The 14,052-nt window shown below is 54.5% G+C and carries 10 protein-coding genes; 4 read left to right on the plus strand and 6 right to left on the minus strand.

The genetic code is table 11. The features are described from left to right. Nucleotides 1-52: 52 nt before the first annotated feature. Genes P0120_23620 through P0120_23635 form a run of 4 tightly spaced genes read left to right on the plus strand, consistent with a single transcriptional unit; the run spans nucleotide 53 to nucleotide 2,223 of the window. Nucleotides 53-487: a hypothetical protein gene (locus P0120_23620; GenBank protein MDF0677297.1), complete on the plus strand. Its 435-nt coding sequence runs from the start codon at nucleotides 53-55 to the stop codon at nucleotides 485-487. A 4-nt stretch (nucleotides 488-491) separates the two neighbouring features. After that, the gene (locus P0120_23625) at nucleotides 492-1,349 is read left to right on the plus strand and encodes a methyltransferase domain-containing protein (GenBank protein MDF0677298.1); all 858 of its coding nucleotides are present in this window, start codon (nucleotides 492-494) and stop codon (nucleotides 1,347-1,349) included. 3 nt (nucleotides 1,350-1,352) lie between these two features. Beyond that, a complete protein-coding gene (locus P0120_23630; protein MDF0677299.1) occupies nucleotides 1,353-1,664 on the plus strand; it encodes a TfoX/Sxy family protein in 312 nt (103 codons plus the stop codon). A gap of 7 nt (nucleotides 1,665-1,671) precedes the next feature. Next, complete coding sequence (locus P0120_23635; GenBank protein MDF0677300.1) at nucleotides 1,672-2,223, plus strand: DUF488 domain-containing protein; 552 nt, start codon at nucleotides 1,672-1,674, stop codon at nucleotides 2,221-2,223. 146 nt (nucleotides 2,224-2,369) lie between these two features. On the opposite strand, the gene P0120_23640 is transcribed toward P0120_23635, so the two are convergent. The 6 genes from P0120_23640 to P0120_23665 all read right to left on the minus strand — a co-directional run bounded on the left by P0120_23640 (nucleotide 2,370) and on the right by P0120_23665 (nucleotide 14,042). After that, on the minus strand, nucleotides 2,370-3,116 hold the full coding sequence (locus P0120_23640; GenBank protein MDF0677301.1) for an N-acetylmuramoyl-L-alanine amidase: 747 nt from the start codon (nucleotides 3,114-3,116) through the stop codon (nucleotides 2,370-2,372). 223 nt (nucleotides 3,117-3,339) lie between these two features. Continuing rightward, nucleotides 3,340-3,837, minus strand: coding sequence for a hypothetical protein (locus P0120_23645; GenBank protein ID MDF0677302.1), 498 nt, complete (start codon nucleotides 3,835-3,837; stop codon nucleotides 3,340-3,342). A 73-nt stretch (nucleotides 3,838-3,910) separates the two neighbouring features. Continuing rightward, nucleotides 3,911-5,590: a DUF6519 domain-containing protein gene (locus tag P0120_23650; GenBank protein MDF0677303.1), complete on the minus strand. Its 1,680-nt coding sequence runs from the start codon at nucleotides 5,588-5,590 to the stop codon at nucleotides 3,911-3,913. A gap of 9 nt (nucleotides 5,591-5,599) precedes the next feature. Further along, nucleotides 5,600-7,819 (minus strand): hypothetical protein, encoded by a 2,220-nt coding sequence (locus P0120_23655; protein ID MDF0677304.1) that lies wholly within the window; start codon nucleotides 7,817-7,819, stop codon nucleotides 5,600-5,602. Further along, entirely contained in the window at nucleotides 7,816-11,070 is a 3,255-nt protein-coding gene (locus P0120_23660; GenBank protein ID MDF0677305.1) for a putative baseplate assembly protein, read from the minus strand. The genes P0120_23655 and P0120_23660 overlap by 4 nt, the downstream gene beginning before the upstream one ends. Continuing rightward, nucleotides 11,067-14,042 (minus strand): putative baseplate assembly protein, encoded by a 2,976-nt coding sequence (locus P0120_23665; protein MDF0677306.1) that lies wholly within the window; start codon nucleotides 14,040-14,042, stop codon nucleotides 11,067-11,069. Before P0120_23665 ends, P0120_23660 begins: the two co-directional genes overlap by 4 nt. Nucleotides 14,043-14,052 lie beyond the last annotated feature (10 nt).

The following is a 14,052-nucleotide window of genomic DNA, read 5'->3' on the forward strand; positions in this document are numbered from 1 at the left end:
CAGGTGGCGGGAAGCCCCTCTCGAAATTCACCCGTTTGGCCAAGGAGGACATATGAACTGGAGGTCAGTATTCCCAATTGCCGTCCTGCTACTGCTGAGCACAAGCGGATGCAGCTACCTCTTTTATCCACACGCAAAGGAATTTACTGAAAAGGCCAAGGGCGCAACAGGCGTCGAGACACTCATCAACCTGACCAATATGGCGGAAGCCACGGCCAACGCCGCCAAGGGAGGCAAGGGAGCCGATCAACCCTTCGACGATCTGCACAACCAGTTTCATGCGATCGACAACAGCATCTGCTGCGTCGAGAAATCGGTCAAGGAACAGCCGGCCTACGCACTGGCCGTCACACACAATAAAGAACTCAGGACGATTTTCAAACGGCTATGGAAATTCAAGAGCGATCAGCCTCAACGGGATCAACACTTGGACCTCTTTGCGTCCGAACTCCAAGAGATGCGCCAGACTCTGGAAACCCTGAGGTAACTTCATGGCAGCGCCATCGCCTGAGCAAGTCATCGATAATCAACGACAAGACTGGAACCGCGTCGCCGGTGGGTGGGAGAAGTGGGATCGCTTCTTCGATGAACAGATGGCATTCCTGAATCACCGGCTCGTGGGCGACGCCAGGCTGCGCAGTGGGCTTCGCGTGCTGGATCTGGGGTCGGGCACAGGCTATCCGGCACTCCTCGCCGCTCAGACAGTCGGAGTAGACGGAAGCGTTGTGGGCATCGACCTCGCCGAACATATGCTCACTATAGCGAAGAGAAAGGCAAAGCAATTGGGGTTGCATAACGTGACGTTCAGGGTCGGTGATGTCACCACCCTTCCGTTCGAATCCGCTTCCTTCGACGCCGTCACCAGCCGCTTCTGCCTCATGTTTCTCCCCGAAATTCCCAAAGCTGCTGCAGAAATTGTGCGTGTCCTGAAGCCGGGAAGCTGGGTCGCGGCAGCCGTCTGGTCCGCCCCGGAAAAGAACCCCTCGATCAGCCTTTCGATGGCAGCCGTCAAGCAGGTCATCGACCAGCCGTCGATGGACCCGATGGCGCCAGGCATCTTCCGTCTCGCTCAACCGGGCGACTTCGCCGGCATGTTGGAGAGAGCCGGCCTTACAGACATCACGGACCAGGAATTTCTTGGGGAGTGGTCCTACGGCTCAACCGATGAATATTATACGAGCCTGGTGGAGATTGCCGCCCCGGTCCAAAATCTCATGGCGACGCTGTCGGAAGCGCAACGGCTGGAGGTGAAACGCCTTATCATCACAGCTGCTTCGCAGTTCCAGCGCGGTGCCCGCATCACGTTCCCGATCGCCGCGCGGATGGTCGCCGGGCGCAAGCCCGGATGAGGCATGCCGACGAAGAGCGACGGCTTCAAAGACTTCATCCTAGATCAGCTGACAGAGCTGAACGGGGTGACCGCACGAGCCATGTTCGGAGGCTATGGGCTCTATCATGAGGCCAAGTTTTTCGGCATCATTCATAAAGGTCGTCTCTACTTCAAAGTGAGTGCGGCCACCGTACCCAATTACAAGGAACATGGCATGAAACCGTTCCGACCCAACGCCAAGCAAACACTCAAATCGTTTTATGAGGTCCCGATCGATGTGATCGAAGATGCGGAAGTCTTGACTCAATGGGCGACGGAAGCAGTCGAAAGATGATCGGACCATGTCGCAGGTTCTCTGGACCATCGGCCATTCGACCAAACCAATCGACGAGTTTCTCGCACTCCTAAAGGCGCATGGCATTCAGCAACTTATCGACGTTCGTACCATTCCCCACTCTCGCCACAATCCTCAATACAATAACGAAGCGCTTTCAAAGAGCTTGCAGCATGAGGACTTGTCGTACAAGCACATGCCGAAGCTTGGTGGATTGCGTAAACCCAAGAAGGATTCCATCAACACCGGCTGGCGAAATGCGAGCTTCCGCGGCTACGCGGATTACATGCAGACAGAGGGGTTTCGGAGAGCCTTGGACGAGTTGATGGTCGAGAGTCGATCACAGCACACAGCTATCATGTGTGCGGAAGCAGTCCCCTGGCGGTGCCACCGATCCTTGATCGCCGACGCGTTAGTGACACGAGGATGGGAGGTCCGGCATATCATGTCGGAGACGAAGGCCGATGCCCATGCCATAACATCATTCGCTGTGATCGAGCACGTCACCATCAGCTACCCTGCTCAGATTGATCTTGATCGCGCTCCTCGGCTCTTCTAGCCATGAAACAGTCTTGGCTAATCTGGTTATGAACACTGATGCCCCCCAGAGGACAGCCTCCCCTGCGCTCCCGCCGACCTCTTCCTTTTCTTCTTGACGATCCGATAAATATGCCCGACCCCTTTTCTCTCTTAAGACGGCATGGTTTATCTGCGCCTTTTACCTCTCGCACGGGAGCTCACGCGGCGCCTGGGTCGTCGTTTCACTAGTGGACGACCAGTGTCACAACAGCGTGCGGACTTTGTGGTCTTCACCTTTGAGAGGGGTATCGCTCGTCTAACCAACATTGGGACTGGTTCTGCCTCACCTTTGAGGACCAAACTCTTAAAGCGTTCCCAGTCGAACTGAGTGCCTGGGTCGGTCCGTCGGGTGGGATCGAGTTTCGCATGCGACACGACATACGTGAGATTCGGGTACTTCGCCCAACAGTAGCGAACGATTCGGGCGGTGGCTTCAACTTGCCAGGAAGAGAAGGGATCGTTCTCCTGACGGTTCACCACCTCAATGCCGAGCGACCAGTGATTCACTCGGGTTTCGCTATCATTGACATCCGGATGAGATACCGCATTCCGTACGTGCCAGGCCGCAAGCGCTTCCGGAACACAGGCCCACACGAGCTCACCGTGCTGCGGTTCGTCCTCATCCGGCACCAACCAATGAAATGAAGCCGGATTGTTCGACCTCTTCATGACGGAGATCGCCCCCGCCGACGAGGATCCGGCCGTGGCGTGAATCACGACTGCTACTACGCCCATGATCGGATCGACAGATCGTTTGGTTGTGCAGTTCGACCAGTAGGGTTGAACACCAGGGTACCAGGGTTCGTTAAGCACCACTTCATTGGGGCGCTTCGACTTCGGGAGTCTGAAGTAGTAGTTGATCGGATCAGACATATTACCTCCTTGGCCAAGGCTTTCTTGCGAGTCCGAACCTAAAAGGTTTGAATGACTCCCGATTTCTATCCATACCTTCATGCCGAACACGCATCTGCCTTCATGCCTCCCTGGATAATGACGATCGATGACTGGTCGAGACCCACTACAAGAGGAAGGAAGAACAAAAACCCTTGCCATTCCCAGGCAGACGATTCCGCTGCCAATGTGGCTTCCTATGGTCTTATGCTGCGGCTTCCTCTGCGGCCTTCTCTTTCCGTTCCAAGGGATTGCGGATCCCTAGCCTTGTGAAGAGCCGGAAGAAGGCATCACTTCCCCCGGCGAGAGCGAAAGCGGTGACAACCCGGCCGATTATAGGTGATTGGGAACAACCATCCTTTCCGCACATTCCTAGAGCATCCAGAACGTCTTTCATCATGTTAAGGTCATAATTCCACACAACAAAAGCGGAAAAGAGAATCGCAAAAGGCGTCTTCCAGCCTTTACCTTCAAGATACCTGCTAAACAATCGCCAGTTGAACACGACGGTGAGTGCCATCTCCAAGACGGCGGATATCACGAGATACCCGAGCAAAGCAGAACCAAGCTTCGAATAGTCGGCTTGAGTGGAGGGAGGGGGATTAGGCCCCTGTGCATAACTGACCGGCAGTCCAAAGATAAATATGGGTGCGAGCATAGCAAGGAAAAGAATGAGTAGAAATATACTGATTTGAGTTCGCATAAATTCCCCCTTCTCACCACAAAATAATCCTGAACTAGTTACTGTGAGAGTGGACCTCCGGTCTTCCCTCCATTCATTCCTGCGATTGCCCTGACGGCGCTAGCCACTGGAGAAATACATTGTATAGGCTGGAGAGGACGAATCCAAAAATCCCCCCGATGCCTGTATAGATAAACAATCGTAAGAAACTATCCGTTCCTATAGGTAAGTATTTCGGCAAGTATTCCACTCCAAACCAGACCACCCCAAGTAGGGCACCAGCAAGAGTCAGGGCAAGAACATTAAGACCAACCGGGGGTCTGAGCGGAGGTCCTACAGGAAGCCCAATAGGGGTAACAACATATCGGCAATCGTGTTCGACACAAATCCGTCCATCATCTTCAGAAGTAATAAAAGCGAGCGGCGCGTAGTGATGGTCGATTCCGAATGGTTCCTGCTCCGCCGGAGTAGATTTACCGTTCCCATCAATAGTCTGGGGCCACTCAATGTCACTCTTCGCGGTTCGAGCTGGAATCAACCAATAGTCTCCGCTCCTATACTCCGTCGCTTTTCCATTAGTCTGGCTGCTAAATTGGATCTCGATGCCATTCTCGAGCTCGATCCAGGCATCGTCAGTCCTTTTCTCCCGCACGAGAACAGCGCCGTCATTCAGCTCCCCATTGCGATCGCTGTGGTCCCACCGGCGCAGCACTGGATGGTAGGGATCTTTCTCACCATACTGACGTTCAGGCCCAGCATTGGCCTTGAGTGTTATGAGCGTATCCATCCCTCTCAAGTCGATGTTTTCTATTTGGTGCAAAACCCCGGGAACCCCTCTGAGGACATCTCGATCATCTACGATCTCTACCCAATCATCGATGTTCAATCCACCTCGGCTGTCGGTTCCAAAATAGCTTAAGGTGACGTTCAATCCGGCCATCGCTTGAATGGGACAGGCGAATGAGCCGTTGTCTCTTGACCACTTGAAGGTGACGCCAGGTTGTTCACCGGCAGTTCCTCTATGGATCTCAACACGGTAAAGCTGATTCTCGATGCCTCGGTATGGGAATTCTGGCTCTCGATTGGCATCCGAGGCAAACTCGTAGGCACGCTTGACCCGCGAGCGGAGCTGTACGTTACTCTTATTCCGGAGCTGCTTATTCAATACTTCTTGCAGAGCATAACGTGCGAACTGTTTCCTTCTTTCTTGCACCCCCTGAGGATTGCGCGGCCATACCGCTTCAGCCTTTTCCATGCACTGCAAGGCTCTCTTTTGCGAGCGAACATGGTCGGCATCCTTGTCGTCGAGCCGAAGAGTCTTGACTTGCCAAATGACCTGCCCACGCGATGTCGTCTCAGCACCGCCCAGCGCCACCTCACGAATGCAATCATCCTCTGCGACAGACACATGGCGCTCCCAGACATCGAGATAGACCAAATACATTCCAGCTTTGATCTTCTCGGACTCAGAAAGAGGATAATTCTTCTGCTGGTCGTACGCTTGGGCGTCATCATTTATGCATCCTATTCCCTGAACATAATAGCGCCCCTTCTTAATGAGGAAGCCCTTTTCACCGGGCTCAATCTTGAAACTAGTATCCGTCGTGCCTCCATGCGGTCCGATCACATCCCTGGTCAACGTGCGTATCGACTCCAAGAAAATAGCGACCTGCTCATTCCAATCCGCATCAAGCTGAACACGCCCCTGCTGCATAAGCACGCGCGAGAACTGTTTCTCCTTATCGAAGGTCAGTCGAGAGAAATCACCTTTCATACTCCACTCCTAACTGGCGACAATAATTCCTGACTCCATTCCCGCCGGTATGTATTCGTTGAGACGAGCCTCTAAGTTCGCAAGGCGCTGAGGATAATGCAGGTCATGAAAGACACCCATTTCCCCTTCGTCATCAGCGCCACGCACGATTTCCTGTGGGCAGGATGCTGAGAGTTGACAGTACGTGGCAGTACCATATTGCTGGCTGGTGAAAGACGGGCGGATGCGGCTCCGTACGGCCCTTTGCGCGGCATCAACTTCCTGACGAGTAGGCTGCCGTTTCAACTCCACTCGAAGTCGCATTTTCGCATCCTGCTCGGCAAGATCCGGCTGGCACTGGTGACGGCTCGGTGTGCGGGATTCCGGCGGCACATAACAAAATCGCATCTCCCCGCGTTGACGACGATCGACCTGGACCCAGCTAGTAAAGATCGTATTAAGGGCTGCATCGATTGCATGCGCCCGAACCTGTCCTAATATCGTGCTGCGCTCGATGGCTAAAACAGCATGGGCGACTTCATGATTCAGCGCACCCACAGCTGTCGCCCCATCACTACCGGAATCGATGACACTATTGACCAGAGCAATCTGGATCGGCTCGGTTCGGACCTCATGCTGTGACACACACACCGGTCCAACGATAGAGGATTCAATAACGACTTTCCTCCCGATAGCTATCAGTTCCAGACTCGGAGAGCTACTTACCTGGTCTTCAACGTCCTGACTACTCGGAGCGCTTTCTCGGTCACGCGATTTGCGAGACATTACGGTGCAATGCCGGAGCAAAATCTCGGCTTGCGTGTTTTGTTCCTCGGTCGCCCCCTTCAGTACAAGGCTACCGTCTATCAAGAACCCATCGAGCAACAGCCTGCTCCCAGAATGTACCGTGACATCAAACGTCCCATGGATGACGGGACGGACAGCATTCGCGGCGCGCAGATGCAGGACTTGGTTTGCTTTTAGCCTCAAGACAACCCGTCCTCCGGGTATGTCAAACCATCCACTCTTAACAACCTCGATCACGGCGTGAGATGGCTGGTCGCTTTCCCAATTTTGGAACGCAGTAATCAAATCTTGTCCGGGGTCGACCTTGTAGAGACTCGGGCTCGATTCTGTTGTCCCCGTCTTCCCCACCACTTGCATAATCGGGCGATCATACTCACCACCACCGATATCGGCGCTGAATCCATAATGATAGGAAACTCGCACCATTTTCGGAGGTTGGGCGAAGAGGAGCCGTCCGAGTTGAGGGTCCACTGCAACCCAAGACCGATTACCTTTGAACGAACAACTCCAACTACTAAGATCAGTGGGGACAATATCCTTCAAGTCGAGAGGTTCCTCGGCATCGTCGATCCAGATACAAAAACTCTTGCCTTCTCCGTAGTAGTCAGCCAACCGATCCCTGAGCGCACGCCGGCGAATCGGTACCGGCAGGTTTATTTCGTCCGCGATGTGGGTTGGCGCTGGCTCTTCCACAGGCAAGGTATACAAGGGGACATCATGTCCAAACGCATCAAACGTAAACCTATACCATCCTTGTTTTGGGTCCGGAGCACCTGCCTGTACGGAAGTGACCGGATAGACCAGCGCCTGGGTTCGGCTGACTGAATAGGCCTTCAACCGCCAGACAAAAATGCCGACGTGAGTCGGATTGTACAAGCCTCGTGAGCGAGGGGAACCGAGACGACGGACATCGACCGTATGGGGCGTTTCATCGAATGGTGTGTTCAGACGATCAACGTCACCGCCAAGCCGGAGATCCACCAGATAGTTGCTGTACATCACGCGGTGTTTCAGTCCATAGCTTCCGGCAACAAGTCGGTAGAACTCCACCGCTCGCGCGGGCCATCCCGCAATATCGTTGGCAAGCAATTCTAACAGCGCGAGCGATCCCTTCCGGCGCCGATAGCGTAGAGTATTAGCAACTTCACGCCGCGAGACGAACACTGTATCTTGCGTACTTGGGCGCTCATAGTCGACAAAGCCACGTTCCCGTATTTCTGGCGCAGGTCGGTAGCCCACGAGGTCGCCGAGATAGGGCACGACCCAGTCATCACAGGTCTCGATAAACCAGTTCTCATAGAGACGTTCAATGTCGTGCTCGACAATACCGATCTGATCGGCAATCACGCTCAGCAGTGCCTTTAGCGGTTGACCGGCTTCTTCGTCGCGCTGACGGTGCACGACCGGCAATAATGCATAGACCCGGTCATCAGCCTCACTCATGTCAACCTCTGTGTTAGAACAATCGCATTCGGCACAACGGAAGGGATATAGGCCAACTGTGCAGGTCGAACCTCCCCCTTAACAATCGCCGCGACACTCACAGGGATACGTGGTCGCGGACGACCTCCTGTCTTCACTTTCGCTTCCACGACTTTTTGGGCCTCACGGTCGATCTCAGGGAAGGTCAACGGGCGCCGCAGTCTTCCTTCGCCTTGCATCTGGGGAATACTTTCAAACACATCGACATCGACATATTTCACACCACGTACGTTCTGGATCGTCGTGATCACCTCGCTGAGAAATGCGCCTTGGCCCAAGTTGCAGTTAGGAAAACTGAATCGCTTCAGTAAGGCTTTACGGACATCCTGCTGGAGAGTGTCCCATTGGCGGTCTTTGAGCACAACGATCTGTGCCGATATAATCGGGACAAGTAATTGACGCGTGGCGACAGAAAACTGGTGATGGGGATCGCCGTACTGCCGCAATGCAGCGGTCAGATGTTTATAGCGGTCCGATTCTTCGTCAATCGGAACATCATCGATTCCGGCAATCGTGAGATGAATGAATTGTTGCCTTCCATGGCGCAACAGCTCGGCCCTGGCCTTCCCGATTCCCGGAGAGCTGCGGGCAAAATCTTCATAGTCTTGAACAGACACCACACGATCAAAAGCCATCACCGCTAACGAGGCATTGTCCCGCATGAGATCAGCGCTTTTGTTTTCGGGATCAGCTCCTCCAGACGCCCGCAGAGGGTTGTCCACGGCTTTCACACCGAGCGGACGTGTCATGAGAAGTCGAACCCGTTCGGCTTCGACATTCCCAGTATTGCCGATTCCCGCCCGATACTCGGCCTTTACATTCTCTGTACCGGTTGGGAGACGAGCTCCGTTCTTGCCGTCGCCGAAAATAATGGTCGTCTTCTGTTCTTCATCAGTCTGCACCACAAAGACACGATCACCAGGACCGAGATCCGCGAGATCCGTCAGACGCGCGACTTCTCGCCAACGAATGCCATTGACGTAAACGCTCAAGGAACTGGCGCTACCCGAAGGGGTGGAGGCTGGCGTATAGGTCAGGGGTTTCTGAGATAAGGAAAAGCGTTGGAGTGGTTTGCCGGCGTCTCCACTCCCAAGCACTTCTTTGCGAGTCTCACCGTGAGTCGCGCGTACGACATTGCCAGAGATTTCTACCGTCTCCCGTTTATAGCGAGATTGCAAACCTTTGTCGAACACCAGGGTGGTATGGACCGTATTCCCCGGCGCTGGCACGGGATGTTGTTCCTTCTCATCGGTCTGAGGCATGGTGGTTTGAGCAGCATTTCCCGATGCTGGTACGAGAGGTTTCTCCTTCTCAACAGTCTTCGGTAACGTCGACCAACCATGGTGAACGGCAGCCAACCGCACCAGTTCACTTCGTCTCATACCCTTTATCGTTACCCCACCCCGTAGCTCCTTCGCCTGTGCCTCCTCGAGTCCGATCTCATCCGGAGTTTGACTGATATCTTCCTCTTCCCCAGTCACGATCAGCCAGCGACCGGGCTCCAGTCCCTCCACATAGCCATCGAGTTCAATCCGCTCACTATTTTCTCCCCCAATCGCAGCGAGGTACGGCTCAGCAGCGAGAGGCAGTTCTTCACTCTGCACATACACAACGGTTTGTCGAATGACATCAAACCCATCGCTGCCTTGGAACCATGGGCTATCGTTGCCGTCAGGAGTTTTTGGAGGCAGCACAAGCCTGGTGGTTTTTCCAGAAATCCCATATGCAGCTCGAGAAATCCCTGCATCGACAGCTGTGGCTTTGGTCACCAGCACACGTTCATGTGGGCTGTATTCAAGTAGCACCCAGCTGTTCGGGGCGATCTTGTCATAACTTGCATCGAGGTAAAGTGTGTTCCGTGTCTTGTCCTCGTCACCGACTTGCCATTCGCCAAACTTCATCACTTTGGTTTTGTCGTTCAGCTCTTTGGGTTCGAGCGGAGCGCTATGGCCAAACAATGACGCCTTCACTCGAAATGCATACACCGTCACCGGGTTTGTCTCTTCGAGACTTGCTCCAGGCAGGCGGTCGGATAAAGCCGTGTCCATGTCTAAAGGACTCTTTGCAACCACGTCATAGGCGAGTTCGGAAACCGGACCGTCTGCCCGCTGCCGGTCTAAAGACAAAGGCCGAGAAGCGCCTTCCTGTGTGGTCAAGTCTCCTCCTTGGTCCTTCTTGGTCCTCTCATTCAACGTCGCAACGAGATTCGTCAACCAATCACGCGTTTCCCCTCCTCGAGTTCCCTTTACAAAACGCTCAAGGCTAACCGTCTTCTTTGAAATCCGCGCCAGACGTTCCCCAGGAGGCACATTCGCAATCATCTGTTGTTTCAGAGATTCGAGTATCTCTCGTCTAGTCTTTTCACCTTGGGTTTCTTGTTTGCCTTTCTCAGGAGGTTTCAGGATGAATGGATCAACCGCTTTTTCTACAGCCCTCAATTGGGAAATAGGCTGCAGGGCCACCTTGGTTCGCTTCTTGTCGGTTTCCGGGTCGTAAACCACTGCAATGTGACGGTAGTATTGCTTGGCTGGATTGGGGAAGACGAACAGCAAGAGATCGTTGGCTTTCAACCCAGTAGCGATACCATCGAAATACAAGGTCTCCAGCGTTTCCGCATTCTCAGGAGTGATTCTTTGTGGGCGAGTCAGACGTGGCTTCAACTTGTTCCAACTGGCTCGTGCTTCGAGCTCCTCTGCCGTTTCAAACGATTGCGGCAGCTCTCCGGGGCCCGGAATGGTTTGCACACGCGCGCCGACAGGAATGGTGACGGGAGACTCCTTCTTCGACGAGAGGGCTCGCCCCTGATCGGGCTGGGATGACACGTTGTTTTCAACTGTATACGCAAGATACACGCTCGCTGCCACACCAGGACTTGACACGTACCCCACGAGTCTAGCCAGTTCTACAAGAGAGCGGTCTTCTCTGGCTGTTCGTATGTACCCTTCGTTGGCAATTCGCTCTTGATAGAAGGTCAGGACGTCGGCGACGGTCGCCCAAGCGTTGAGAAGCGCAATGGCCGGATCGTCACTGGTGTCTGAGGTCAGTCTTCCGAGTAGAGGGAACCCCCGACGAGAGAGCGCGGCTTTCATGCTCGCAAGAAACGCCGAGTGCGTACCAACTCGATACCGCAGGCTGTCCAATCCCGACCGGTTGCTCACAGAGAGTGGGGTCAATGTCTCGGCAGGTTCCCAACCCTGTCTGGGTTCTGTCATCGTCCACCTGTAATCGTCAATGCCAGTTTTCCAAGCTCAGGACGATTTGGATCATTATCTAAACGAGCGATTTCGAAGGGCCCAATCCGTAACATCCCATCTTCGATCTCCTTGGCTGGCGGGTGAAACAAGCGGCACAGTCGTGTGACTTCGACGCTGAGGACACCGGGCACGGCTTGCGCTGTAGCAACGAGGCGGCTGAGATAGAGACTGTCACCGAACGTGAGAAGATCAGGATGGAACAATCCCTTTCGCCCGTCAGGAAGTGTTGCATTCCCGAGGACAGCGCGTAGTTCTTCGGCAACATGGTCGCGCAATTGATGCTGACGAATCGTCACGGTCAGCGCAATGTCTAACGGCACATAGCGGGCGGGAAGCACGACGACCTGATGACCGATGCGTCGATAAGCGTACAGATCTCTGGCTAGTTCATCGCGTAGCCCATCCTCAAGAACAAAGCCGTGCAGCGGGTCGATAAACACGCGCACTTCATACCAACCATGCGCCCAGCGGAGTTCAGCTGCCGCGCGCTGTACCTTCTCGTTCCGTTCCGCGAAGCGAGCATAATCTTCGGCAACCACCGCTCGCTCAAGCTGAGATCGAAGGCTTGCCGGTGCCTTGAGTTTGGCCGTGGCAATCGGTTCAGGGTCGGAGCCTCCCTGTGCCGGAAGAGGATTTCGTACCCGGAGAACCCTCGAGTCAGAGACAGAGGTGGAACGATACACCAGATGAGAAATCGCTTCGGCGACAACATTCCCTTTCGTTCCATTTCCGACTCTATAGGTTGCCCTCAGGGCAACACCCGGTTGCACCGGCCGGCCGAGATCGCCATTGCCGAAGCGTAGATGGGCGATCCCTCCGTCATCGACCTCCGCCACGACATGTCGATTCTCTCGACCACTGTTCAGCAAGTCTCGTCGTGGCCCCCACTCCTTCCCATCTTGCCTCGTTCCATCCTGCTTCCTCTCTTCTTGTTCCTTCCCTTCCTGCTCCTCTTTAACGGTAAGGCACGGCAGTGCCTCAGCTACGTCTTGCCGTATCGCCTGCTGTACCGATCCGTACAAAAGAGGATTCGTCGGTTTCAGCCGCTCTCCATATTCCTGACCAAACAACGTTCCCACTTCTTGGGCATCACGATCAGTCAAACAGTATCCAGAGTACGCACGTTCACGCAGAGAGGTGAGACGACGTATTTTGCGCGCGAACAGAGATCGCTGTGAGAACACAACTCCGCGAGATGTGGCGGGCAGCAGCAGCCGTCCCTCGAGAAGGAGCAACCTCTTCAATGCTTTGCTCGGGTTCTGTGTGGCCCGTTGGTCCTCTCGGATTTCAAAACGAGCAAGGACTTCCTTCCCGAAAATGGTGCTCAGTGTCTCATACTCATCGTCCGATAGACGGGCTGCAGGATTTGTCTCTTCCCGCTTCTCCACAGCCCGCCAAATTTCAACGACCTGGAGGCGGATATCGCGGATGATTTGATCAAGAACCTGAGCTTGCCGTCGGGCGATCATTCTTCTCTCGGGGTACGGAACGCGCTGAGTGACGGGACCCTGTGTAAGCACAGGATAAAACGGCGCCGCTTGCAGCACCCTGTCAGCCGGCTGTCCTTCACCTTCACATTCTGTCGGTTCTTCCTGTGGCGCTACCATCCAAGGTTCCTTCTCTGTGACAGTACGCCCGTGGTCCACGAGCACGACATTGCCTCGGGCGATAGTGATGTCCTCGATATAATTGCAATCCGGGGCCTGACCAATTGCCGAAATTACGAGAGGAAAGGGCAGGGCGTCCTCACGATCCCATTCAATATGGACCACCGGCTGAGCATGCAGTTCATCACAACCAGGCGTCACCTTTGTCAACCGAACCGCGCGCCGATGCCTGGGATCCGCGTCGGCCGCTACACCCGTCCGGGGCCCTAAGACTTCCTCAAAGATCAGCACATCGCCCGCACGAAGTCGGCTCAGTGCTCGTTCACCACCCTGCTCGTCGTCGCGAAGAGTTGCCGACGTCGCGCCTTCAGGCAAGACACAACCCCTGTTATCCCAGGTATAAAAGCTGATCCGGTTGTGCGCTGCGTACAAGTTTATTGGCCGATCCTCGATCGGTTCAAACACTTCGTATTGGCTTGAGGGCACCTCTCCCATATCTCTTCCGGGCATGACGGTATCGCGGCTGGTCATGGTCTGATTCGTGTCCGAAACAAAATAGACATCTGTGGGCTCGAGCGTCATATCGCCTGCCGTTTCAATACAAACCCAGGCGCGGGCGTTGCATCCATCGTGCAGCGAATAATCGATCAGCCGCAGGTGCCGGCGCACGGAAATGCGCTGCCGGGCTGTGTTGAGATAGGCTTCGGTGGCGACGGCATCTTGGTAGTAGCTCAGTTGATCGCCGATATAGGCCAGCACCTCAACAAGGGTCAGTCCCAAGTCGGGAACATGCCGCTCTTGCCATGCCGGCGCAACGATCGCAAGACGATCAAGAATCAGTTGGCGAAAACTCGCGTAGTCCTTGGCGAGGTAGTTGATCTCCGGTTCATCACGAGAGACCGGGGCTGCTTGGCTGGGAGGATACACTGAACTGGTCGGCGCCGCTCCGTAAAAGGTGAAGTCCACTGTGGCATATCGAGCATCAAATCCTTTCAGTGGTTCCGTCCCGGGTCGGTTATACTCATCTGCTTCAACGACATGCAGCGTGTACGTGGAGGAGTCTCCCCGCATATTGGAGAAAACCCGCAAGACATCATCGCTCTTTTGGTCTTGGGTACGGACAGGCTCAACGTGCGTGACGACAATATTCTTGATGCGCACTCCCCCATCAATACGAATATTGGAGGCGGATACGTCACCAGTCAGCTTTCCTAAGAGATAGACGTCGAGCACACGACCGTCGTTGCTCACCTCGACATAATCCAGCCCATTGAGATCCGCCTGGCGCACCTCTTCACGCCGGCGGTCGTCGTGACATATCACTCCGGACTCC

The organism is Nitrospira sp. (assembly GCA_029194675.1).
GTDB lineage: Bacteria > Nitrospirota > Nitrospiria > Nitrospirales > Nitrospiraceae > Nitrospira_D.